This window comes from Ruegeria lacuscaerulensis, from assembly GCF_013034685.1.
Taxonomy (GTDB): Bacteria; Pseudomonadota; Alphaproteobacteria; order Rhodobacterales; family Rhodobacteraceae; genus Ruegeria; species Ruegeria lacuscaerulensis_B.
In genome coordinates, this window is sequence record NZ_WQGO01000009.1 from 44,282 (window position 1) to 67,627 (window position 23,346).

General features: G+C 58.7%; 27 protein-coding genes. 7 read left to right on the top strand and 20 right to left on the bottom strand.

Annotated elements, in window-relative coordinates:
• Window positions 1-149 precede the first annotated feature (149 nt).
• A complete protein-coding gene (locus GOV80_RS19145; protein ID WP_170787135.1) occupies window positions 150-1,778 on the top strand; it encodes an acyl-CoA synthetase in 1,629 nt (542 codons plus the stop codon).
• On the opposite strand, the gene GOV80_RS19150 is transcribed toward GOV80_RS19145, so the two are convergent.
• From GOV80_RS19150 to hmgA, 7 genes are all read right to left on the bottom strand, one after another.
• Window positions 1,775-2,116, bottom strand: a complete 342-nt coding sequence (locus GOV80_RS19150) for a DOPA 4,5-dioxygenase family protein (RefSeq protein ID WP_170787137.1) — start codon at window positions 2,114-2,116, stop codon at window positions 1,775-1,777. The two genes, GOV80_RS19145 and GOV80_RS19150, sit on opposite strands and share 4 nt — an antisense overlap.
• An 85-nt stretch (window positions 2,117-2,201) precedes the next feature.
• Entirely contained in the window at window positions 2,202-2,837 is a 636-nt protein-coding gene (gene maiA, locus GOV80_RS19155) for a maleylacetoacetate isomerase (protein ID WP_170787139.1), read from the bottom strand.
• Between the two features lie 18 nt (window positions 2,838-2,855).
• Window positions 2,856-3,053, bottom strand: coding sequence for a DUF2783 domain-containing protein (locus GOV80_RS19160; RefSeq protein WP_170775163.1), 198 nt, complete (start codon window positions 3,051-3,053; stop codon window positions 2,856-2,858).
• A gap of 5 nt (window positions 3,054-3,058) precedes the next feature.
• On the bottom strand, window positions 3,059-4,669 hold the full coding sequence (locus tag GOV80_RS19165) for an FAD-dependent oxidoreductase (RefSeq protein ID WP_170787141.1): 1,611 nt from the start codon (window positions 4,667-4,669) through the stop codon (window positions 3,059-3,061).
• A gap of 129 nt (window positions 4,670-4,798) precedes the next feature.
• Window positions 4,799-5,749, bottom strand: a complete 951-nt coding sequence (locus tag GOV80_RS19170) for an MBL fold metallo-hydrolase (protein WP_170787143.1) — start codon at window positions 5,747-5,749, stop codon at window positions 4,799-4,801.
• Between the two features lie 87 nt (window positions 5,750-5,836).
• Window positions 5,837-7,093 carry a fumarylacetoacetase gene (fahA, locus tag GOV80_RS19175; RefSeq protein WP_170787145.1) on the bottom strand — a complete coding sequence of 419 codons (1,257 nt, stop codon included), beginning with the start codon at window positions 7,091-7,093 and terminating at the stop codon, window positions 5,837-5,839.
• A 65-nt stretch (window positions 7,094-7,158) separates the two neighbouring features.
• Window positions 7,159-8,514, bottom strand: a complete 1,356-nt coding sequence (hmgA, locus tag GOV80_RS19180) for a homogentisate 1,2-dioxygenase (RefSeq protein WP_170787147.1) — start codon at window positions 8,512-8,514, stop codon at window positions 7,159-7,161.
• 59 nt (window positions 8,515-8,573) lie between these two features.
• Between hmgA and GOV80_RS19185 the strand changes: the two genes are divergently transcribed.
• The 3 genes from GOV80_RS19185 (at window position 8,574) to GOV80_RS19195 (ending at window position 11,092) form a co-directional block, all read left to right on the top strand.
• Window positions 8,574-9,026: a MarR family winged helix-turn-helix transcriptional regulator gene (locus GOV80_RS19185; protein ID WP_170787149.1), complete on the top strand. Its 453-nt coding sequence runs from the start codon at window positions 8,574-8,576 to the stop codon at window positions 9,024-9,026.
• 62 nt (window positions 9,027-9,088) lie between these two features.
• The gene (locus tag GOV80_RS19190) at window positions 9,089-10,324 is read left to right on the top strand and encodes an adenylate/guanylate cyclase domain-containing protein (RefSeq protein WP_170787151.1); all 1,236 of its coding nucleotides are present in this window, start codon (window positions 9,089-9,091) and stop codon (window positions 10,322-10,324) included.
• Between the two features lie 324 nt (window positions 10,325-10,648).
• A complete protein-coding gene (locus tag GOV80_RS19195) occupies window positions 10,649-11,092 on the top strand; it encodes a GNAT family N-acetyltransferase (RefSeq protein WP_237215930.1) in 444 nt (147 codons plus the stop codon).
• Between the two features lie 100 nt (window positions 11,093-11,192).
• Here GOV80_RS19195 and GOV80_RS19200 read toward each other — a convergent pair whose 3' ends face one another.
• Window positions 11,193-12,002, bottom strand: a complete 810-nt coding sequence (locus tag GOV80_RS19200; RefSeq protein ID WP_170775140.1) for a division plane positioning ATPase MipZ — start codon at window positions 12,000-12,002, stop codon at window positions 11,193-11,195.
• A gap of 200 nt (window positions 12,003-12,202) precedes the next feature.
• Between GOV80_RS19200 and GOV80_RS19205 the strand changes: the two genes are divergently transcribed.
• The gene (locus GOV80_RS19205; RefSeq protein ID WP_170787155.1) at window positions 12,203-13,090 is read left to right on the top strand and encodes an AEC family transporter; all 888 of its coding nucleotides are present in this window, start codon (window positions 12,203-12,205) and stop codon (window positions 13,088-13,090) included.
• A 65-nt stretch (window positions 13,091-13,155) separates the two neighbouring features.
• Here the strand turns inward: GOV80_RS19205 and rpmE are convergent, their stop codons facing one another.
• Both rpmE and rplS read right to left on the bottom strand, forming a co-directional pair.
• Window positions 13,156-13,377 (bottom strand): 50S ribosomal protein L31, encoded by a 222-nt coding sequence (rpmE, locus tag GOV80_RS19210; RefSeq protein WP_170775136.1) that lies wholly within the window; start codon window positions 13,375-13,377, stop codon window positions 13,156-13,158.
• An 11-nt stretch (window positions 13,378-13,388) separates the two neighbouring features.
• Window positions 13,389-13,772, bottom strand: a complete 384-nt coding sequence (gene rplS / locus GOV80_RS19215) for a 50S ribosomal protein L19 (protein WP_170328369.1) — start codon at window positions 13,770-13,772, stop codon at window positions 13,389-13,391.
• Between the two features lie 367 nt (window positions 13,773-14,139).
• Here rplS and GOV80_RS19220 point away from each other — a divergent pair, with 367 nt between their 5' ends.
• Window positions 14,140-14,937 (top strand): glycoside hydrolase family 25 protein, encoded by a 798-nt coding sequence (locus GOV80_RS19220; protein WP_170787157.1) that lies wholly within the window; start codon window positions 14,140-14,142, stop codon window positions 14,935-14,937.
• On the opposite strand, the gene trmD is transcribed toward GOV80_RS19220, so the two are convergent.
• The 10 genes from trmD to GOV80_RS19270 form a co-directional block, all read right to left on the bottom strand.
• Complete coding sequence (gene trmD, locus GOV80_RS19225) at window positions 14,934-15,737, bottom strand: tRNA (guanosine(37)-N1)-methyltransferase TrmD (protein WP_170787159.1); 804 nt, start codon at window positions 15,735-15,737, stop codon at window positions 14,934-14,936. The genes GOV80_RS19220 and trmD overlap by 4 nt on opposite strands.
• Complete coding sequence (locus tag GOV80_RS19230; RefSeq protein ID WP_170787161.1) at window positions 15,734-16,549, bottom strand: hypothetical protein; 816 nt, start codon at window positions 16,547-16,549, stop codon at window positions 15,734-15,736. Before GOV80_RS19230 ends, trmD begins: the two co-directional genes overlap by 4 nt.
• A complete protein-coding gene (rimM, locus tag GOV80_RS19235; RefSeq protein WP_170775128.1) occupies window positions 16,549-17,052 on the bottom strand; it encodes a ribosome maturation factor RimM in 504 nt (167 codons plus the stop codon). Before rimM ends, GOV80_RS19230 begins: the two co-directional genes overlap by 1 nt.
• On the bottom strand, window positions 17,045-17,191 hold the full coding sequence (locus GOV80_RS19240) for a hypothetical protein (RefSeq protein WP_170356104.1): 147 nt from the start codon (window positions 17,189-17,191) through the stop codon (window positions 17,045-17,047). The genes rimM and GOV80_RS19240 overlap by 8 nt, the downstream gene beginning before the upstream one ends.
• A gap of 4 nt (window positions 17,192-17,195) precedes the next feature.
• Window positions 17,196-17,831 (bottom strand): 5,6-dimethylbenzimidazole synthase, encoded by a 636-nt coding sequence (gene bluB, locus GOV80_RS19245; RefSeq protein WP_170775125.1) that lies wholly within the window; start codon window positions 17,829-17,831, stop codon window positions 17,196-17,198.
• Window positions 17,832-17,843: 12 nt separating this feature from the next.
• Window positions 17,844-18,233, bottom strand: coding sequence for a 30S ribosomal protein S16 (gene rpsP / locus GOV80_RS19250; RefSeq protein WP_010437590.1), 390 nt, complete (start codon window positions 18,231-18,233; stop codon window positions 17,844-17,846).
• Between the two features lie 67 nt (window positions 18,234-18,300).
• A complete protein-coding gene (locus GOV80_RS19255; RefSeq protein WP_170775117.1) occupies window positions 18,301-18,597 on the bottom strand; it encodes a chorismate mutase in 297 nt (98 codons plus the stop codon).
• Window positions 18,594-19,148: a GNAT family N-acetyltransferase gene (locus tag GOV80_RS19260; protein WP_170787163.1), complete on the bottom strand. Its 555-nt coding sequence runs from the start codon at window positions 19,146-19,148 to the stop codon at window positions 18,594-18,596. Before GOV80_RS19260 ends, GOV80_RS19255 begins: the two co-directional genes overlap by 4 nt.
• Window positions 19,145-20,650 (bottom strand): signal recognition particle protein, encoded by a 1,506-nt coding sequence (gene ffh, locus GOV80_RS19265; protein WP_170775113.1) that lies wholly within the window; start codon window positions 20,648-20,650, stop codon window positions 19,145-19,147. The genes GOV80_RS19260 and ffh overlap by 4 nt, the downstream gene beginning before the upstream one ends.
• A gap of 902 nt (window positions 20,651-21,552) precedes the next feature.
• Entirely contained in the window at window positions 21,553-22,587 is a 1,035-nt protein-coding gene (locus GOV80_RS19270) for a hypothetical protein (protein WP_170787165.1), read from the bottom strand.
• Between the two features lie 197 nt (window positions 22,588-22,784).
• Here GOV80_RS19270 and GOV80_RS19275 point away from each other — a divergent pair, with 197 nt between their 5' ends.
• Window positions 22,785-23,336 (top strand): PepSY domain-containing protein, encoded by a 552-nt coding sequence (locus GOV80_RS19275; RefSeq protein ID WP_170787065.1) that lies wholly within the window; start codon window positions 22,785-22,787, stop codon window positions 23,334-23,336.
• Window positions 23,337-23,346: the final 10 nt, after the last annotated feature.

The window sequence follows — 23,346 nt, forward strand, 5'->3', positions numbered from 1 at the left end:
GATGGCTCAGATCACCGCGAAAGACCACCGGTAGATAGGGCCAGATTGCACTATCGCGTATTGCCAGTCTATGTCGTATTCATACGGGTTTGTCAGGCGCGCGTCTTTGTGATCAAGTCGCGCGACAGATACTGAGGGAGGATGCGCTGATGACCGCGGCAAATATCTATGAGCGTCATTTGGACAAGGGCAGGGCGAACTACACGCCCCTGTCACCGCTGAGCTTCATCGACCGCACGGCTCAGATCTACCCAGACTACCCGTCCGTCGTTTACGGCGCGCGACGTTATAGCTGGGCGGAAACCTACGCGCGCTGTCGCCGAATGGCCGGTGCTTTGGTTGCGCGGGGGATTGGCAAGGGCGACACCGTATCAATCATCGCGGCTAACATCCCAGAGATGTACGAGGCGCATTTCGGTGTCCCCATGACCGGCGCCGTTCTGAACGCCATCAACACAAGGCTGGATGCCCCGATCATTGCCTTCATCCTGAACCACGCGGAATCCAAAGTACTGCTGGTCGATCCCGAGTTTTCGGGCGTCGTGAAAGAGGCGCTGACGCAGGTCGATCACGATCTGCTGATCATTGATATCGAAGATGACAGCTATGAGGGGGGCGAGAAGCTGGGTGCGCTGACCTATGACGCTCTGCTGGCCGAGGGGGATCCCGAATACGCGTGGTCTCTGCCGGGTGACGAATGGGACGCGATCACGCTGAACTATACCTCTGGTACCACGGGCAACCCCAAGGGGGTTGTCTATCACCACAGGGGTGCGGCCCTGAACGCACAGTCGGACCTGCTGGATTGGGACATACCCAAGCATTCGACCTATCTGTGGACGTTGCCGATGTTCCACTGCAACGGCTGGTGTTTCCCTTGGGCGATGGCGGCCAATGCAGGCGTCTCGGTCTGTTTGCGCGCGGTGCGGGCCGAACCGATCTATGCCGCCTTCCGCGACGAAAAAGTCACCCATTTCTGCGGCGCTCCCATCGTGCTGAACATGCTGGCCAACGCACCCGAGGCACTCAAGGATTTCGACCAGAAGATCAAGGTGATGACCGCAGGCGCCCCGCCCCCTGCCGCCGTGATTGCGAATATGGAAGGGATGGGGATCGAGGTTACACATGTCTACGGCCTGACCGAAACCTACGGTCCATCGGTCGTCTGCGCCTGGAAAGATGAGTGGAACGAAAAACCGGCCGATGAGCGCGCTGCGCTGAAGGTCCGGCAGGGGGTGCGCTACACGGCACTGTCCGGTCTGATGGTGGCCGACCCTGAAACGCTAGAGCCGGTCCCTTCCGACGGAGAGACCATGGGTGAGATCTTCATGCAGGGCAATGTGGTGATGAAGGGCTATCTCAAGAACCCCGATGCCACCGACAAGGCGTTTAACGGCGGCTGGTTTGCCTCGGGTGACCTGGGGGTGATGCACCCCGACGGCTATATCGCGCTCAAGGACCGGTCCAAGGACATCATTATTTCGGGAGGCGAGAATATCTCATCGGTCGAGGTCGAGGATATCCTCTACAAACACCCCGCTGTGATGGAGGCTGCCGTGGTTGCCCGCCCCGACGAGAAATGGGGTGAAACACCTTGTGCCTTTGTCGAACTCAAACACGACGCGCAGGCAAACGCGGCCGAGATTATCGCCTTCTGTCGCGATCACATGGCCCATTTCAAGGCACCCAAAACGGTGGTGTTCGGGCCGCTGCCCAAGACTTCGACGGGAAAGGTGCAAAAGTTCAAGCTGCGCGATCAGGCCAAGGCTCTGGGCTAAGTGCCCGTTCGATCAAAGATCGTCAGGTCCAACGCCAGCATTTCGCCCATCCAGATGGCACGATCCCGGTGATCCTCAAGATGCTGGCCAGTTTCGGGATGCGTAAATATGGTGAGCCCTTGTCGGTTCAGCATCAGCCATGGAATAACCTGATCAAACGCGTCGGGCGCAAATGCCAGCTGACAGCTCCAGCGCGGATGTGGGCCAACGTTCTTGGCGTGCATTCGGCCGACCTCAACAGGGAACAAGCGGCCCGCCTTTTCGCAAAGCTGTTGCGCGACTGTTTGAGAATGAGCATCGAAATAGACATGAGCGTGATAGCCGATGATTTCGGGCATAGGGGTCTCCATCCTTGCTGAGACGATCTTAATAAGCCAGCGTCGCGTCTTTCCCTATCCGCATGGGTACACAGACCCTGTGCGGTCAGTCAGGCGCGTGCCGGTCCGGGTGAGCCTGCGCAAAAGCGGGCAGGTCTGCGCAGGCAGCGTCGACACTCAGGATACGGGGTAGCCCGGTCAGATCGACCTGCCAGCGACGTGCATTATACATCTGCGGAATTAGACACAGATCGGCCAAACCGGGCTGAGTGCCGGTACAATAGGGGGCTTGTTCGAAACCGTTCAGCAATGCTTCGAACGCCAGTAGGCCGGGACGGATGAAATGGCGCATCCAATCGCCCGGCATGCCTTCGGCGCTGCCACTTAATGTCGTTGCGTGGCGCGCGACCGACAGGTTGCAGACCGGATGCAGATCTACGGCGATGGATTGCGCCAATGCCAACGCCTGCGCGCGGGCCGCTGGCTCGGCAGGCAGCAAGCCCATACCGCGGGTCTGGTCCAGATAGTCGATGATCGCCAACGACTGGGTCAGACGCAGCCCGTCTATCTCAAGAACAGGTACCAGACCTTGCGGATTGCGGGCCAGATGCACGTCGGACCTGTGATCGCCCGCCACCAGGTCGACCGAAACTGCCTGATACGAAATCCCGGCGAGGTTCAGCGCGATACGCACCCGATAACTGGCCGAGGACCGCCAATAATCATATAGGATCACACTCATCCGGATCTCCCTACTAGATCAATCCCCAGGCAGCGTGGCCGTTTTCAAAGCTTGTGACAACACCTCGGCATCACCGATGTGGTTGGCCAGAACCAAGATCAGCCGCGCATTCAACGCGTCGCTTTCGTCCTTTCCCAGCCCTTCATGCGAGGCTAGCAACTGCGCATAGAAGTCGTCCGCGCTGTCGAAATTGGGGGTGAGGATCAGATCAGCCATCCTGCTTACTCCTTTCCTGTGGCCCGGCGCATCGCCTGCCGGAACGCGTTTTCTTCGAAATTGTCCCGCCGCGCCGCCACATGTTGGTCTGGGCGGATCAGATAGACGGCGCTGGTCGCATCGCCCAGATAGCGGCGCTTCAGCTCAAGCGTCAGGTCATCCTTGATCGAAAGTGCGAGTCGTGTGGCCTCGACTCCGTCTTCCTCGATCCGGTCGGGAGCGTCAGCGTCGATGGTCAGCAAAGTGAATTTGCCCGCCAGTTTTGACAACAGGAATTCGTCGCCCAATGGCGCATCAGGGCAGGCCGCGCCGGGGCAGGTCAGGTCCGGCCCGCTAAGCGCATCAGCCGAACTGAGCGACGATCCCTCGTAGGTACACGGCGTGCTCAGCCGCCCGGAATTGACCAGCGGGCGTGCGAATTCGTAGTGCTCGCTCAGGTCTAGAACTGCATCGCGCATCAGGCGCGACATCTCGGATTTTGGCGTGATAAAATCGGTCGAGCGGGTGGAGTTCTGGATATTCTCATCCGCCGCCTGCACGCGCTCGCGGCTATAGCTGTCCAATAGCAGCTCGGGTGCCTGTCCGTCGATGACTAGCTTCAACTTCCAGCACAGATTGTCGGTGTCCTGAATTCCCGAATTCGCCCCGCGCGCGCCAAACGGGCTGACCTGATGGGCGCTGTCCCCTGCAAAGAGCACACGGCCATAGCGGAACCGTTCCATCCGACGGCATTGGAACGTGTAGATCGAGACCCATTCAAGCTCAAACACCACATCCTCACCCAGCATTGCCTTGAGGCGCGGGATGACGTTTTCGGGGCGTTTCTCGCGCTCTTTGTCGATGTCCCACCCCAGTTGCAGATCGATGCGCCAGACATTGTCGGGCTGTTTGTGCAGCAGTGCAGACTGACCCCGGTTGAAGGGGGGGTCGAACCAGAACCAGCGCTCGGTGGGGAAGTCGGCCTCCATCACCACATCCGCGATCAGGAAATTGTCTTCGAATACCCGCCCGTCAAAATCCAGCCCCAGCATCCGGCGGGTGGGAGAATGCGCGCCATCGCACGCAATCAGCCAGTCGGCTTCGACGTTATAGGGGCCTTCTGGCGTTTCGACCTCAAGTTTAACATGGTCGTCATGGGTGCCGATGGCTTCGACCTTGTTGCGGCCCCGGATTTCGATCGGGGCACCTTCGGCCTGCAAGGCGCGAACGCGGTCGACCAGAATATTCTCAAGATGATATTGTTGCAGGTTCACGAAGGCGGGGTTGGCAAAGCCTTTTTCGGGCAGCAAGTCGAACTCATAAACTTTGCGGTCGTCGAAAAAGACCTTGCCTGCTTCCCATTGAACCCCGGATTCTGCCATCGGTTTGCCACAGCCCAGCCGGTCGGCAATATCCAATGTACGTTGTGAAAAGCAGATCGCGCGGCTGCCGAAACTGACCTTGTCATTGTCATCCAGCACCACGACCTCGACCCCTTGCTGCGCCAGATCGATGGCGGCGCTCAGGCCAACGGGACCGGCGCCCACAACGATCACCTTGTGGCGCACAGGCGTTGCAGTGTCCTGATCCGGGCTGCGATCATACGCATAAAGGGGTGTTTCGAAGATCTTGTTCATAGGCTCTCTCCCCGGTGCCTTGGCGCGAAACTCCGTGTCTCTGGCGGGACTGGGCCAGAGGGTCTTCCCGAATGGTTCCATCGAAACTCCGGCCGCAAAACGATCTGGATCAAATGCGACGCTATGTCCCTAGGCTTGCAGGGCCTCCCACATCTCCAGATCCCGTTGGGCGGTCCATATGCGCGGCGTGTCAATACCTCGGGCTTCGTCATAGGCGCGGGCGACGTTGAAGGGCAGGCAGTGTTCATAAATCGCGTAATCGGCAAATTTCGGATCACACTCGGCACGTACGGCGTCCCACGCTTCTTTAAGCGATCCTCCACGCGCCGCGACCTTTGCAGCAGGAAGGTAGGTGCTTCCGACGAAATCGCGGGTGTTTTCGATGGCGGCATTGACCATGTTCTTGCCGATCAGAGCGTCACCGCGTCCCGGCGCGATGGCGTCCACGTCGAACCATTTGATCGCATCCAGCGTATCGCCCCAGTCGCCGAAGTGCCCGTCGCCGCAGTAGCAGGCCGAGTGGTATTCGACGATGTCGCCTGTGAACATGACATTCTGATCAGCCACATGGATGACGATATCACCCGCCGTATGGGCGCGGCCCAGATGCATCAGGTCGACCCGGCGGTTGCCCAGATAGACCGTCATCGTATCGCTGAAGGTGGTGGTGGGCCACGTCAGGCCGGGGATGCTTTCATGCCCCTCAAAAAGGCGGGGAAAGCGTTGGAATTCGCTGTCCCAATCCTCTTGTCCGCGTTCCACGACCATAGCGCGGGCCATATCCGACATCAGGATTTGCTGCGCTCCGAAGGCGCTGGCCCCAAGCACGCGCACGGCGTGGTAGTGGGTCAACGCCACATGGGTGATCGGTTTGTCGGTGACCGAGCGGACGCAGTCGATGACCTTCTGCGCCAGACGGGGGGTGGCCTGGGCCTCGATGATCATGACGCTGTCATCGCCGATGATGACGCCGGAATTGGGATCGCCCTCGGCGGTGAAGGCATAGAGCCCTTCGCCGATTTCCGTGAAGCTGATCTTTTTTTCGGACATGTCCCCTTGGGACGCGAAAGCCTTGGCCATGTTGGGTTCCTTTTTCCGAGCCGTGTGCGGATTGCGGTGTTGCACCGCCTCCGGCGGCCGTATTTTTGACGAGAAGAAGGGCTGGGTTCACCTTTTATAGGGGTCGTCCAATGCGGACAGAAGGGTGCCGGTGCAATCTCCGAAGCCGATTGTGTAGCCGTCGCCTATGGCGGATCCGGTTAGGGTCAGAGTGTCGCCGTCCTCGATAAAGCTTCGGGTCTCGCCAGTGTCGAGGGTCAGGGGTTCCTTACCGCCCCAGCTGAGTTCCAGAAGTGAGCCGCGCTCGGGTTTTGTGGGGCCAGATATCGTGCCCGATCCAAGCAGGTCGCCGGTATTCATCGGGCAGCCCGAGGTCGTGTGATGGGCCAGTTGTTGGGCTGCGGAATAGTACATCTGGTTGTAATTCGTACGCGCGATCGTGGTGGCAGGCTTGCCAGCGGGGGCCATTGTCACGGACAGGTCGATGTCATAGAGCATGGGTCCGCAATCCTTGAGGTGATCCAGCAGCTCATGATCGCGGGCTGGGGTGTCACAGCGGAACGGCTCCAGCGCCGCTTTGGTCACGATCCAGGGGCTGATCGAGGTGGCTGTGGCCTTGGCCTGGAACGGACCCAGTGGCTGATATTCCCAGGCCTGTATGTCGCGGGCGGACCAATCGTTTAGCAGAACATAACCAAAGATGTTGTCGTCCGCCTCCTGCACCGAGATAGGGCCTTCCGATGGCGTGCCCACGATGGCGCCCATCTCAAGCTCAATGTCAAAGCGGCGGCTGGGCAGGAAGGCCGGGCGGTCGTGATCGGGAGATTTCAACTGGCCCCACGGGCGACGGATATCTGTACCGGACACAACAACGGACGAGGCGCGGCCGTTGTAGCCAATGGGAATGTGCAGCCAATTGGGTGGTAGCGCATTTTCGGGCCCGCGGAACATGGTGCCAACATTCTGTGCGTGGTGGCGGCCTGCGTAGAAGTCGGTGTATTCGCTGACTGCGAAAGGCAGGTGCATCTCGGCATCACTTTGAGCCACGAGCAGGGGTTCGACTTGCCCTTGTTCTTCCGATCTGTCGGCCAAAAGACTGTTCAGGCGCGCGCGCAGGGCAGCCCAGACGGCCGGGCCTTGCTCCATCAGTGGGTTCCAAAAGGGCAGGTCAAACAAGGGCTCATCCGTCAGGACGATCAGGCCTTTGGCCTCGGCCGTGGTGATGTCGAGGATCATGTCTCCAATCGCCACTCCGCAGCGCGGTTCACCGTCTTCGGTGGAAAACACACCGTAAGGCAAGTTGTTCAATGGGAACGGATGGTTGGCGGCGTTAGCTGAAGCCACCCAGGAATTCATCAAGGACATTCTTTCTCCAGACCTTTTGTGCAGGTCGAGATTTTTCGTCGAAAAATCTTGGACCCGCGAGGTGTTTATTTTTTGCCGGGTGTTCCGTCGAACTTTTTCTCAAGCGAGGTCCAGCAGTCAATGTAATCATCCTGCAAGGGGGCCTCATTGGCGGCGAATGCCGTTAGGTGCTGCGGAAAACGGGTTTCAAACATGAAGGACATGGTGTTGTCCAACTTGTCCGGGCCGAGGTTGGAATTTGACGCTTTGTCAAACGCTTCGCGGTCCGGCCCGTGGGGCAGCATCATATTGTGCAGGCTCATCCCTCCGGGAACAAATCCCTGTGGCTTGGCGTCATACTGGCCGTAGATATTGCCCATCAGCTCGGACATGATGTTTTTGTGGTACCAGGGCGGGCGGAACGTGTCTTCTGCCACCATCCAGCGTTCGCGGAACAGGACGAAGTCGATATTGGCCGTGCCGGGCTGGCCCGAAGGCGCTGTTAAGACAGTAAAGATCGACGGATCGGGGTGGTCGAACAGGATCGCGCCGACCGGGCAATAGGTGCGCAGGTCATATTTGTAAGGCGCGTAGTTGCCATGCCAGGCGACCACATCCAGCGGGCTTTGCCCGATCTTGGTGGTATGAAACTGGCCGCACCACTTTACGGTGACAGTCGAGGGGACCTCGCGGTCTTCGAACGCCGCCACGGGCGCCTTGAAGTCGCGCGGGTTGGCCATGCAGTTCGCGCCGATCGGACCTCGGCCCGGCAGTTCGAATTTCTGCCCGTAGTTCTCACAGACGAAGCCGCGCGCAGGGCCTTCCAGAACCTCGACCCGGTAGACCAGACCGCGTGGGATGATGGCGATCTCTTTGGGTTCAACGTCAATGATCCCAAGCTCGGTGGCAAAGCGTAGACGGCCTTCCTGAGGGACCACCAACAGCTCGGAATCGGCCGAGAAGAAATAGTCATCCACCATGGAGTCCGTCACCAGATAGATATGGCTGGCCATGCCCACCTGCGTATTGACATCCCCCGCCGTGGTCATGGTGCGCATGCCAGTCAGCCAGGTCAGGCCGTCACCGGAATGGGCAACCGCGTCCCAGCGGTATTGACCCAAGCTGATGACATCCGGGTCAACGCAGGGGGCCGATTTCCAATAGGGCAGGTCGATTTTCTCATATCGATGCGAATGCTTGACTGAGGGGCGGATGCGATAGCACCACGTCCGTTCCGGCGGATTGGCGGTGAACGCAGTACCGCTCAGCTGTTCGCCATAGAGGCCATAATTGCAGCGTTGCGGGCTGTTCATCCCTTGCGGCAGCGCGCCGGGCAAAGCTTCTGTTTCAAAGTCGTTTGCCCAGCCAGGCATATAGCCTTCGTGTGTGCCAACAGAGCTGCTGGCCTGGGTCATCTGATGCGGATCAGCCGGACGGTTCATCCCGTACTCCTCCTGTTTTGCTGCTTGTGGGATAATAGTTGATTTTGTAACTAACAAGCATGACAAAGACAGACACCGCAAAAAATGATGCGTTTGATTTGCAGGATTTCCTGCCCTATCTGCTGAACCGCGCAGCCGAGGAAAGCTCATTGGAATTTCAGCGTGCCTACAAGGACCGCTACGGGATGTTGCGCACGGAATGGCGTGTGCTGTTTCATCTGGGAAATTATGGTGAGATAACCGCGAAAGAGATCGGGGAAAGAGCGCGTATCCACAAGACCAAGATCAGTCGGGCGGTCAGCAAGCTTGAACTCCGCCGGTTCCTGACACGCACGCCCAGCGAACGCGACCGCCGGGTCGAGCATCTGAAACTGACCCCAGCGGGCAAGGCTGCCTACCGAGAGCTCTGCGGTATCGCCCGGCAATATGATGCCAAACTGGCCGCAATGTTTGATGAGGATGAAGCCGCCCTGCTGCGCAAGATGCTGCAGAAACTGGCCGAGATGAGGTGAACTCTGGTAATTGTCATCCATTGACCCCAGATGACGTTCAGAGCGGACATAGGAAACAAAGAATGACAGCCCCGGAAAAGAACGCGGCGAAATCAACAGATTTGATCAACTGGATTGTTGCCCGCGGCCTTGAAGGCGCGGACAAAGAAGAATTGCTGGACGGGTATTGCACTCGGCTGGTTGAGCTCGGCGTGCCGCTGATGCGGTTTCATGCGGCCCAATCGGCCCTGCACCCGGTCTATGGCGGCACCGGCTATAGCTGGTATCAGGGGCAGGGCGGCGATTATCAGAAATTCAAATACTCGGAAGATGTCAGTGAGGATTGGCAGAACAGCCCATTATACGCGATCCTCAACGAAGACCTCGATTTCGTGCATGAACGGATCGTCGATCAGAACGAACCCAGCCGATATCCTCTGATCAACGACCTGCGCGAGGTCGGTGCGACCGACTATTATGCCACCAGTGTGCCCTTTGACATGCCGACCAACAACATCCCACTCGATGCGAAAAAGGCGGTAGATGGGGTCTTGCTGTCCTGGACCAGCAACGCGCCTGACGGGTTTCAGGACAGCGATCTGGACCTGATCAATACGGCCTTGCCGCATCTGGGGTTGGCGTTGAAATCAGCCTCGAACGCGCGGATATCCAAGGACCTGATGCGCGTCTATCTGGGCCGCGATGCGGGCCGTCGCGTGCTGTCGGGCGAGATCCGGCGCGGGTCGTTGCAGCAGATCGACGCGGTGATCTGGAACTTCGACCTTGAGGGATTTACCAGCCTGTCCGAAGAGCTGCCCGGCAACGAGATCATCGACATGCTGAACGACTATCTGGCGGTGGCGGTTGGGGTGGTCCATGACAATGACGGGAATATCCTGAAATTCATGGGCGACGGGCTGATGGCCATGTTCGATGTCGGCGATATTGATGAGGACGCGCGGGCTGCACTAAAGGCGGTTCCGATGCTGCAATCGCGTATTGAAGAGCTGAACGCTGCGCGAAAAGCCGACGGTCTACCCGTGGCGAATTTCACGCTGGCGCTGCATTCGGGGGAAATCCTCTATGGCAATATCGGGTCCGAAAGCCGTCTGGATTTCACCGTCATCGGCCCAGCGGTAAACCAGACCGCGCGGATTGCTGGGATGCACCGTTCATTGGGCCAGCGCATCCTGATCTCGGACGATGTTGCGCAGGCGGCACAGCCTTGTGGGCAAGACCTGATCTCGGTCGGGCGCTACATGCTGCGCGGTGTGCCAGAGCCGAAAGAGCTGTTTACGGTCTATCGGGCGGGGGGTTAGGTATTGGGGTGCGGCAATACACCTGTCCTTGTACGTAAGTCGTCGCAGTGATACCCCAGTTGCACGCTCGGCATGCTCGCAGGGCGATGGAGATTTTATGTTTGCGATTGCGGGAAACCGCTGAGTCCTGAACGGAAGGACGACTAAGCCAAATAAAGCCTGTTTATAATTTCTCAGGCTTCCAATGACGTATGGCTCGTGAACAGTCGAAACAACCATAACTCTGAATGACAATGGCACGGGTTCTGCGTCCGCCATATCGATAGTTTTTGCTCGTTTGGCGATACAACGAAAGACGAAGGACCAATGAAAATACGACCAACAATGCGCGACGATGTCGCCGCTTTACAGGAAGTACTTAACGGCACCGAACTTTTCCCAAGTGAGATGCTGCCTGACATGGTGAACAGTTTTCTATCCGATGAAGAAAGCTCTGAAATTTGGCTAGCATGCGAAGTGGACGGAAACCCAGTTGGTTTTTGCTACGCAGTTCCAGAAGAGCTTGCAGAAGGGGCATGGAATATGCTCGCCATTGCAGTTTTGCCCACGCAGCAAGGAGGCGGTTTAGGTAGTGCAATCTCAAGGCATCTGGAGACCGAGCTTAAAGAGCGTGGGCAGCGTATCCTAATAGTTGACACGTCAGGCACGGAAGAGTTCAAGCAGACTCGCGAATTCTACCGAAAGAATGGCTACACCGAGGAAGCCCGTATCAGGGATTTTTGGGCGACAGGAGATGACAAAATCGTCTTCTGGAAGTCCTTAAACTGACTTATCAGGCTGCTGGCCTGTCTTCGGACGGGCCAGTTTCTCTCAGTTGCCTTGACGGAAAAATCAGCTTCGTCCCGCATAGCGGACTTGCGACGGCGACCTAAAAGTCGATCTCAACACCCGGCAGGTTCAACTCTTTCATCATGTCGCGCAATTCCTGTCGCGCAGCGATGTTCGAGATGTTGAGTTGTTTGACCCCGATATCCTTTAGGTCCAGCAGGGTCAGGCCACGGGGGAATAGCTCGCGGAAGATCACACGCTCGGAAAATCCCGAAGCGACGCGGAACCCGATGCGCTGCGACAGCATCTCGATCGCGCGTTGCATCTTTTCCTTGTTTACCATGCGCTGTGTACCGACACGGTTGCGCACGACGACCCAGTCGATCGGTTTCAACCCGGCCTGCGCGCGCAACTGGCGGGCATTCCAGACCATCTCGGAATAGACGGAAGGGCCCAGAATTTTCTCACCCTTGGAATCGATCCGTGCCAGCAGGTCAAAGTCGATGAAACTGTCGTTCAGCGGCGTGACAAGGGTATCGGCCAGCGAATGTGCCACTTGGCTGAGGCGGGTATGCGAGCCGGGGCAGTCGATCAGGATGAAGTCACTATCGCTTTCCAATTCGGCCACCGCGGCCGAGAGGCGATGGTCATAGATATTCTCGCCGGGCTTCAGCTTACTTGCGTCAATCTCGGGCAGGTCGTGGTGGCGCGGGGTCGGCAGGGTCAGGTCCGAGTTTTTCAGGAAATTGGCCCGGTTTTCGAAATACCGTCCCAGACTGCGCTGTCGCAGGTCCAGATCCAGCGTGCTGACCTTGTGTCCCAGTCGGGCCAATGCAGTGGCCACATGCATCGAGACGGTCGATTTGCCTGCGCCGCCCTTCTCGTTCCCCACTACGATAATATGTGCCATGCCTGTATTCCCAAGTCCCGCCGTGTTTGACCACAGTTTGTTGCGTGCCACTATATGTTGTGGAGCGAAGGAAGGGAAGGACCCGAAACGCCATTCTAGGGCGCTGTTGCGAAAACTCAGACCCTGGGCCGAGGGGGCGGTTGCCAAAAGCGGTCCTCTGTTTCACTCTTGCTTGAAGAGCTACGCTGGAAGGGCGTGAATTGGAGCAACTTTTCCTGAATGTTCTGAACGTGGTCCTGCCAGTTCTGATCTGCGCCGGGATCGGGTATGTGTTGGCGCTGACAAAAGCGCCCTTTGATAACAAGGTCATCGGAGGGGTGGTTTCGCGCGTTGGGTATCCGACCCTGATCATCTCGCATCTTTCGACGACCCAGATCGCGGTTGGCACCTTTCTGGACGTCATGGCCGCCGCAGCGTTGGCGATTGCGGCGTTTGGCGTTTTGGGCTTTGTCGCGCTGAAGGCGATGCGCTTACCGGTTCGGGCGTTCTTGACGCCATTGATTCATGGGAATGTAGGCAATATCGGCCTGCCTATTACTCTGCTGGCGCTGGGCGATGCCGGGATGGCCTATACGATGGGTTTTGTAGTCGTCGTTTTGATCAGCGTTTTTACCCTGGGAATGTGGATCCCGGCCGGAGAGTTCTCGGCCAGAAAGCTTCTCACCTCTCCGGTTATTTATGCAGTCGTCATCTCACTGATCCTGATGACGACCGGGTACAGCCTGCCGCAACCCGTGGCGAAGTCCTTTGACATCCTCGGTGGGCTGTCGATCCCGCTGATGCTGCTGACGCTGGGCCATACGCTGGCCAGCCTAAGGGTGCAAAGTCTGGGGCGTGCGGTGAGCCTGACCGCATTGCATCTGGGTATGGCGTTTGCCATCTCAACGAGCCTCGTCTGGGTCTTTGGGTTTACGGGGGGCGAGCGTGGCGCGGTGATCCTGTGCTGCCTGATGCCGTCCTCGGTGGCGACCTATTTGTTTGTCGACCAGCATCTGCCGGAATACGGCCCTGACGTGGCTGGTTTCATTCTTGTCTCGACCCTGGCAACCATTCTGGTTCTGCCTGTGGCGCTGTCCTATTGGATCTGATGGCGCCAGCCCAAAGAAAAAGGCCGCCCCAAGGGACGGCCTTTCGGATCTGATCCGGGTCAGGCTTAGAAGCCCAGACCTTCGTATTTTTTCTTGAACTTCGACACGCGGCCGCCGGCGTCCATCAGGCGCGCGCCGCCACCGGTCCATGCGGGGTGCACGGAGGGGTCGATTTCCAGGGCCAACTGGTCGCCTTCGCTGCCCCAGGTGGATTTCATCTGAATCACGGTGCCATCGGTCAGTTTGACGTCGATGAAGTGGTAGTCGGGATGGATGTCTTTTTTCATCTTTCCGCTCCTTACGCCTCGGCGCCAGCCTTGGGCTTGTAGTTGGTGACTTCGGCGATACGCGCGGATTTACCACGACGCGAGCGCAGATAGTACAGTTTGGCGCGACGGACGCGGCCACGGCGGACAACGGTGATGCTGTCGATATTGGTCGAGTGCAGCGGGAATACACGCTCCACGCCTTCGCCGAACGAGATTTTGCGGACGGTGAACGAACCGGCGATGCCGCTGCCACCTTTGCGCGCGATGCAGACGCCTTCGTAGTTCTGCACACGGGTACGCGACCCTTCGGTTACTTTAAAGCCAACACGGATAGTGTCACCGGCTTTGAAATCGGGGATGTCTTTCCCCAGGGCGGCAATCTGTTCCGCCTCAAGCTGTGCGATCAGGTCCATCGCATTCACTCCTATCTGCTCGTGGTTGGTCCACGAAGTTTGGGCACGGGCTGAGAGCTCTTGGTCTTCACCGGGTCCTGCATGCAGCCCGCCAGAGGTCAGATCGAATGTTCCTTAGTCCAGTTTGTTCCGCCGCGCCGTGGCCGAAGAAAGCCGGGCGTCACGACATGGACCAAACCAAAACACCGGAGTCGCATGACGCGGCACCGGATTGCGGTCGTTTAAAGGCATTATGTGCAGGGATCAAGCCCAAAATGCTGTGAAACGGTGGGATTCCGCCGCCTCAAAACAGCATCATTGCTTTGATCCATCGATCAGGCATTCTGAGGGCAATTACAAGAGCAGTCATTTCATACAGGAACAGAACATGCGCACTGCATTGATGCTTGCCATCGCGGCTTTTGCCATCCTGTCCTGCGGTCGCAGCAGCCCGCCGCCGCAACAGGTCGAGGCCAACGCGTTTCTGGACACGACCTCACCTTCGGTGATTTTCCCGGCTTTCGGCGATGCTGATCCGCACCCGTGGGAGGGGCGCCATCCGGGCCACTATCCGGTGCACGGTCTGGACGTGTCGCGTTGGCAAGGGCCGATTGACTGGCACAAGGCCAAGGCTTCGGGAGTTAGCTTTGTCTTCATCAAGGCGACCGAGGGTGGTGATGTAGCTGATCCGATGTTTGCAAGTCACAGCAGCGGAGCAAAGGCGGCCGGAGTGCCTTGGGGGGCCTATCACTATTACTATTTCTGCCGCCCAGCGCGCGAGCAGGCGCGGTGGTTCATCCAGAACGTTCCCAAAGGATCGGACCTGCCGCATGTTCTGGATATGGAATGGACGCCGCATTCCAAGACCTGCACCCTACGCCCCGATGGCGCGACCGTCCGGGCCGAGGCGAAGAGGTTTCTGGATATTCTCGAACGTCACTACGGGCGGCGTCCGATTGTCTACACCACCGTGGATTTCTACGGCGACACGGACATAGGGCGCCTGCCCAAGACTGAGTTCTGGCTGAGGTCAGTGGCAGGCCACCCCCGCAACGTCTATCCCAAGGCGGTTTGGCGGTTCTGGCAATATACCGGCACTGGTTTGGTGCCCGGCGTGCAGGGACCTGTGGACATCAACACCTTCAACGGCCCGCCCGAGATCTGGGCGCGGTGGAAGAACGGCTAGTCTTCGGACTTTGCTTTGGAGTAGGCGTCCCACAGGTCGGGGCGGCGTTCCTGTGTGATCCGCTCCGACATCTCAAGCCGCCAGCTGGCAATGCGCCCGTGATGGCCCGACATCAGAATGTCCGGGATCGGGCGGCCCTTCCAGTCGGCGGGGCGTGTGTATTGCGGGTGTTCCAGCAGACCTGAGGAAAAGCTCTCCTCCTCAGCCGAGGCCTGATTGCCCAATACGCCGGGGATCAGCCTTACGGTGGCGTCGATCAAAGCCTGCGCGGCAATCTCGCCGCCGGTCATGACGAAATCGCCCAGACTGACCTCTTGTACGCCGTAATGCTCCAGCACCCTCTCATCGACTCCTTCGAACCGGCCACATAACAGGGTCATACCGTCGCAGCGCGCCAGATTCTGCATCATGAGCTGATCCATCCGGCGGCCACGCGGGCTGAGGTAGATCAGTGGCCAGTTACCCCGCACCCCCGTCATCGTGTGTTCAATCGCCTCGCCCAGTACATCGGCGCGCAGCACCATGCCCGCGCCGCCACCGGCAGGCGTGTCGTCCACATTGCGGTGCTTTCCGACGCCGAATTGGCGCAGATCGACGGTTTCCAACTGCCAGAGGCCCTCTTGCAGTGCCTTACCCGTCAGGCTCTCGCCCAACACACCGGGAAAAGCTGAAGGGAACAGAGTGATGATCTTAGCCTTCCACACTCCGTGCAGGTCGGGCGTTGGGGTCAGCAACTCACGCGGTTTCAGGGTCGGGCGGATCGCCTTGCGCCCATGAGATTTCGATGGTTTTTCGGTCATGTCGCACCCATCAGCGCCTGCTGCGCCCGTTCAACTACGGCGGCCTTTTGCGCGACCAAGGCGGCTTCGTCCAGCCGTGATCTGTTCAGGTTCAGCAATTCCGCCAAAACGTTCTCGGGCAGTCGCGTGTTAGATTTGGAGGGCGGAACCAGCCGTTGCGCCTTGTCATAGGGTAAGTCCAGATACTCGGCAAAGGGCGCACCCAGCCCGAATTGACGCAATTGCAGTTCCTCCAGCCATTCCGTGGTCACGGTGACCGAGGGCAGTTTCTCACGGATCTGGTCAACGGTCTCTTGCAACGCGGGTAAGTGGTCGATGCTGTCGCGGAACGTGTCGAAATCTTGCACCTGCCGCATCCGCTGCAAATCATGCGCCCACAGGCTGCGCAGCCAACCGCCCCGTTGGCGCAAAGACAGGTAAAGCGTGATCTCGACCTCCTGCCCTGAAAACCTCTGGTGGATCGAATCTACCAGACAGGCGGCCAGATCGGGAGCCGCCGCGTAGCCCTGTTCCAGATTGCGACTGGGGCGGAGACCCGCGAAGTTTTCCTCGCTGAGGATCAAGCCGCGCTTTTCTCCAAAATCCAGCGTATCGAGGAAGTCGCGCATCTGGCGACCGAATTCGGACAAAGTGCCAACGGTGCCATAAACGGAATGGTTAGTTGCTGCCCGCGACAATCCCGAATTGCGCGTGCGATAAGGCAGAACCAGCGCGAAATGCGGCCAGATCAATTCGCGGTTGTCGTAGAGGAAGGATTGCGCCGCAGTGGTGCCGGTCTTGTGCAGGCCCAAATGCAGCAGGGCGCGGCGCATCAGATCAGCCCTTCGGGCGGGTCGGCGATGATGCGGCCTTGGTCCAGATCGACCGTGGGGACGGCCTCAAGCGTGAAGGGCAGCAGAACGGTGGCCTTCAGCCCCGGCCCGTGCAGTTCCAGCAGGTCGGCAGCGCCGTGGTTTTGCACAGACTTCACACGGCCCAGCAGGGTGCCGCCTGTGTCATAGACCTCAAGCCCGATCAGGTCAGTGTGATAGAACTCATCATCGGGTAACGAGGGCAGTTGATCGCGCCGCGCAAACAGTCGCAGACCTTTCAGTGCATCGGCCTGTTCTTTGGTTTCAACTCCTCCCAAACGCGCCGCAAAGCCGTTCTTGATCGACCGGGTCAGGATCAGTGGATAGCGTTCTCCACCGGCCTCATCAGTCAGGGGGGAATAGGCTTCGATATCCTCGGGGATGGCGCAATAGCTTTTCAGCCGCACCTCACCGCGCACGCCATATGATCCCGCAATGCTGCCGACGCAGATCAGATCACTCATTTGCCCCATCCGTCACACAAAGCCCGTCATCCCATTGCCCGATGCCTTCGCACGCCTCGCGTTGGTTCGAGCGTTCGAAGAACACGCCCACAATAAAGGCGATCATCAGCAGGATGGGAAGGCGTAACAGTCCAAACATGCGCCTATCGTACCTCGATCGGCAAGCTGTCGTTGCGGCATTCCCAGCCGACCTGTTCCAGTTCAGGCGTGTCCGATTGCGTTTCCGGCATGCCAACGCAGAAATAGCCGATCAGGCGCCAATCCTCGGGAACGTCCAGATCGCGCGCCATCTGGTCAGGGTCCAGAATGGACACCCAACCCAGCCCCAGACCCTCGGCCCGCAAGGCCAGCCAGAACAGGGTGATGGCCGAGACCACGGAATAGCGCCGCATCTCGGGCATCGTGCCTGCGCCCAGACCTTGCCCCTTGTCGGTGGTGTCGTCGCAGAACACGGCCAGTTGCACCGGGGCCTCTTGCATCCCCGACAGTTTCAGGCGGCTGTAGAGCTGCGCCTTTTCGTCGGAATACCCGCCCAATGCCTGCGCATTGGCGGTTTGAAAATTTCGCAGCGCCGCGTCGCGCGCGGGCTGGCTTTCGACGCGGATCACGCGCCAGGGTTCGCTGAGCCCCACCGAAGGGGCCAGCCGAAACGCGTCGAGGCAGCGCGTCAGCACTGCCTCGTCAATCGCGTCGGTGCGAAACCGACGCACATCGCGTCGGAGTCGCAGCAACAGGTCAAACTGCGCGCGAAAATCGTCGGTGAAAGTCTGATCCCGCACGCGCTTGCCTGCTTATTCTTCTGCAGCCGCTTCTTCAGCCGGTGCCGCAGCAGCTTCTGCCGCCTCAGCAGCCTTGGCCGCTTTCTCTTCGGCGCGTTCCTGGGCTTTCTTGCCCGGAGTACCCTTGTTGGGGTTGTTGCGCTCGGCCTTGTCGCGGGCGCCAGCGGCTTCCAGCATACGTGCGATCCGGTCGGTGGGCTGAGCGCCCTGATCCAGCCAGTACTGGATGCGCTCCATGTTCATTTTCACGCGCTCTTCGCTGTCTTTGGGCAGCAGCGGGTTGTAGGTGCCCAGTTTCTCGATGAAACGGCCATCGCGGGGCATACGGCTGTCAGCCGCAACAATGCGATAGAAGGGACGCTTTTTCGAGCCGCCGCGGGCGAGACGAATTTTCATTGCCATGGTGGTATCTCCTTAAGATGGCGTGACCGGTCACGGACCGGGTATTCTTATTGGTGGAAACGACGGGTCATTCCTGATGTTTCCGGTGGTGTCGGATGACTTCCTGAATGATGAAATTCAGGAAAGCCTTGGCGAAGTCGGGGTCCAGATCGGCCTCTTTCGCCAGGTCTTCAAGCCGAGCGATCTGCGCAGCCTCGCGCGAGGGATCGGACGGGGGAAGGTCGTGTTGCGCCTTAAGCTTGCCAACGGCTTGCGTGTGCTTGAACCGCTCGCCCAGCGTGTAGACAAGGATCGCGTCCAGCCGGTCGATGCTTTCGCGATGTTCTTTCAGCAGCGTGGCAGCCTGTGTCACGGGGTCGGTCATGCGTAAGCCTCCATGCCGCCATTCACCAGATCGGCGGGGGCGGGGTGCCGCCAAGCTTCTGTCCTGCCGAATTTCGGGTGGTCATAGTGATAGTCGAGCGTGGCCCCCAGCCGGTTGGCCACGGCCTTGCTGGCGTGATTGTCGGGGTCGATCAGCGAAATCGCGGTGTCCCAGCCCAATACGTCATAGGCGTGAGCGCGCGCGGCCATTGCGGCCTCGGTCGCGTAGCCTTTGCCGGTGGCGTGGTTCATCAGGGTCCAACCCACTTCGCGTTCGGGCCAGCTGTGCGGATACCATAGGCCGACATGCCCCACATACGTCCCGGTGTTCTTTTCCTCGACACCCCAAAAGCCATAGCCGCGCATCGCCCAATGGCCCAAAAGCTGCGCAATGAAGCGCCATGTCTCATCAGGGCTTTTGCGGCCACCGAGAAACGCAGCCGCGTCCGACACGAAAAACTCGGCCTCGGCCTCGAAATCAGCTTCGGACGGCGCGCGCAGGATCAGGCGCTCGGTCTCAAGCCGGGGGATATGATCGGCGATCAGGTTCACTTTTTCTTACCGAACCCGCTCAGCCCCGGAGGCAGGGCCATGCCGCCGCCTATGCCAGGCATGCCACCGGGCATTTTGCCCATGGCCTTTGCGGCCTGTTCCAGCGCCTTGGGGTCCATGCCTGCGGCCATGTCTTCGGGCGATGGGCCGCCTTTGCCGAACATGCCCTTCATGGCCTGTTTCAGCATCTTGCCTTTGCCCATTTTGCCCATCTTTTTCATCATGTCCGACATCTGCCGGTGCATCTTGAGCAGTTTGTTGAGGTCGCTGACCTCCATCCCCGAACCGGCGGCGATGCGCTTCTTGCGGCTGGCCTGCAACAGCTGAGGGTTGGCACGCTCACGTTTGGTCATCGACTGGATCATGGCGATCTGCTGGCGCAAGATCTTGTCGTCCAGACCGGCCTGATCCATCTGCTTGGCCATTTTACCCATGCCGGGCATCATACCCATCATGCCCTGCATACCGCCCATCTGGATCATCTGCTCCAGCTGCATTTTCAGGTCGTTCATGTTGAACTGACCTTTGACCATGCGCTTCATCATGCGCTCGGTCTGTTCGATCTCCATCGTTTCCTGGGCTTTTTCGACCAGAGCAACAATGTCACCCATGCCCAGAATACGTCCGGCGATCCGATCCGGCTCGAAGGTCTCAAGCGCGTCCATCTTCTCGCCCAGACCGACAAAGCGAATGGGCTTGCCAGTGACCGCGCGCATCGACAGCGCCGCACCGCCGCGCCCGTCACCGTCCATACGGGTCAGGACCACGCCCGAGATGCCTACCTTGGCGTCGAACTCCTCAGCCACTTCCACGGCAACCTGACCAGTCAGGCCGTCGACGACCAGCAGGGTCTCGCGCGGGTCAACCACGTTGCGGACCTGCTCGACCTCGTCCATCAGGACTTCGTCGATATGCAGGCGGCCCGCGGTGTCGAGCATGTAGACGTCATAGCCGCCCAAAGTCGCCTGCTGTTTGGCGCGCTTGGCGATATCAACCGGCTTCTGACCGGGCACTATCGGCAGCGTGTCGACGCCTACCTGCGTCCCCAGAACGGCCAGCTGATCCATCGCCGCCGGGCGATAGACGTCCAGCGAGGCCATGAGGACCTTCTTGCCCTCTTTCTCTTTCAGGCGTTTCGCCAGCTTACCGGTCGTGGTCGTCTTACCCGAGCCTTGCAGACCGACCATCAGGATCGGCGCAGGCGGGTTGTCGATCTTCAGCTTGCCGGGGTCTTCTTCACCGCGCAGCGTGTCAACCAGCGCGTCATGCACGATCTTGACGACCTGCTGGCCGGGGGTGATCGACTTGGTGACGGCCTGACCGGTCGCCTGTTCCTGCACCTTCTTGACGAAAGCACGGGCGACGGGCAGCGAGACGTCGGCCTCAAGCAGGGCCACGCGAACCTCACGCAGGGCAGTTTTCACGTCTTCTTCGGATAGCGCGCCCTGTTTGGTCAGCCGGTCAAAGACGCCGGAAAGGCGTTCGGATAGATTTTCAAACATGCCTTCGGCCTCCTTAGCCGGTTATCTGGTGGCGCCTCCTAGATAGGATGCGTCGGTTAAATGCACAAACGCCCCCTCCCACTGAATTTGACGTGGGGGTCATGCCAAGTGGCATTGCCCCCACGGGCGAAACTCGCTGGTGGGGGGCGATCCCTGAACGACTCAAGGGACCGGAAGATCAGACGCTTCCGGATGTTGCGGCGGGTGTTATCCGAGACGCTGCCGACTGTCAACTCGGGCTTGGGTTCGCAGGGGTGCAGAACGGATGAATGGCTCGAAAACACAAGGATCTGACCCGAGGCGATTCGCGCGCCCTATTTGGTTTTGTTGCGATTTTCGCGACAACATTAACGCAAGCTGAACAATGTATTTGCTGTGTGTTCAACGGAAATCTGCATAATCGCGGCATCGATTCTTAACGAAAGTGAGCATTTACCCGAATTCATGCAAAGGGGAAACGCATGACAAAGTCTGCCATCCTGATTGCCGGACCTCGGACCACCGCTGCTAATCGGTCCCGGAATTTGGTTCAGCGTGACGGAAAAACACCGTGCGATAAGACGCGCGGAAACCGCTTTCCTCCGATTAACATTACACTGTCTTCTATCATCGATGAGATGCGGCTTATCGAGGCAAAAAGAAGCGTTCCGGCAAAGTAGAACGCATCAGGACAAGACATACGGAATAGGTACGGTGAAAAGGGAAAGCCCGCTCAAAATAGAGCGGGCTTTTATCGCGGCTAGAGTGAGAAAAGGTGCGCGATACCTGGTACTGGGCAGAACGTCGTGGGGTTCTGTGAATTTGTTCCGGGCCAGCCAAAGGCTCATGTAGGTGGATGAAATGGCTGGCCCGGCCCCCCATGCCTCCGTGAGTGTAAGGGCACCGAGATCGGTGATTGGTTCTTATTCGACTTCGGATACCTCTTCTTCTTCAAAAGGTTCCTCAACCGGGTCGAGACCCAACATTGCCCTTACGGTCGCTTCGACCTCATCCGTGACGGGTTTGTTCGCCGCAGCCTCCAACGCTTCACGTTCCAGTTCGGGCTGAGCTTCGACCTGTTCCGTCAGGGTGTCGACCGTTTCGACAGCGTCTTCATATTCCTCGGCGTCTGCGAGTTCTGTTTCAAGTTCGGACGCGGCCATCTGCGAGGCTTCAAGCGCCTCTTCAGCTTCCATAAGCTCATTTTCAAGCGCTTCCTTTTCGTCGTCCGGGGCATTTTCAAGTTGCTCGGTCAGATCATCCACAAGCGCTTGATCTTCCTCAACTTGTTGCTGAGCATCGGTCAGGTCGTTCTCAATGTCTTCGGTGGGGCGAGCAGGAGGTTCCAAGCCATCCAGGAATTCCTGGGCTTCTTCCAGTTCCTCGCTCAGTGCCTGACCGGCCAGAACCGTGTCACGGTAGGTGGCGATGCGACCCACACGTGAATTCGGCGATGCGTTTTGCAGGGCCGTCTCGCTGGCGTTGGCGGCGTTCAACGCGCCCAACTCGGACGGGTGCGCACCAAATTCAGCCGAAGCCTTGTTGCCCTTCTTGCGGCCCTTTGGTCGGACGGATTCCTCTACCTCGGTGGTTGAGGTCGTCGTGCTGGCCACGCGGGCGGATTTCTTTTTCGACTTGTTCCCGTTGAACAGCTCTTTCAGGGAAAAACCGCCACCGGATTTTTTCCCGGAGCTGCCGGACTTAGTTTTGCCGCGACCGGCATTGCCTTTGGCTTTTGCGCCATCACCTTTGTTGGCGTTGCCATTGCCGCCTTTATCGCCACCATTCCCGTTGCCGCCGCCATTCCCGTTGCCGCCACCATTCCCGTTGCCGCCACCATTGCCATTTTTGGCATAGGCCGCGTCAGGGACAGCAAGTGTCGTCACGATTGCGGTGGAGCCGACCAAAGCGACTGCGACTGCCGTAGCTTTCAGCAGGATGTTGGTTTTGGTCTTCATATCAGTCCTCACGGGTCATGTGTTTGCATCCATGTTTTCCGGCACGGCAAACGCGCGACAGAATCACCCCACGACCTCATTTGAACTGATGCACCCTGAACACACGAAAAACCGTTTGTTCATCACTGGTTCACATAGAATAAATTAGGCTTTAGACCGTTTCGCGCGAGAACGAGTTGACAGTGATGAGACAGCTTTTGGCGACGGCATTTGTGGCGTCCCTTCTCCTGACTGGAGAAGGGCATTCTGCTGTGCGCGAACTCAAGCAGTCCGAATTGCGGCAAGCGACGCTTGTAGGCGGGGCGATTCGCCTGAAGAAAGTCATCAAGGGCGTTGAGAAAGTTTTTGGCGGCACCCCTGTGGATGCCCGCGCATTTAAGGATGACAAGGTTTACTACCGCATTCTGGTGAAAAAGCCGAACGGCCGGATCATTAGCGTGATCGTAGATGCTCAGACAGGCGCGGTTATTTCAAACGGGTCCAGTATCGGGCGGCAGATCAAAGAGGCAGCGAAGACTTCACCGGGCAATTCTGCAACGGCCAAGTCCAACGGTGCTTCCAATGCCAAGTCCAATAACGGCAACAATGGCAATAACGGGAACCGCGGAAATTCAGGCAACAATGGCGGCGGCAACAGTGGTGACAACGGCGGCGGCAACAGTGGTGGCAACGGCGGTGGCGGCGGCAACGGTGGCGGCGGCGGAAATGGCGGCGGCGGCGGAAATGGCGGCGGCGGCAAGAAAAACTAGATGAATACGC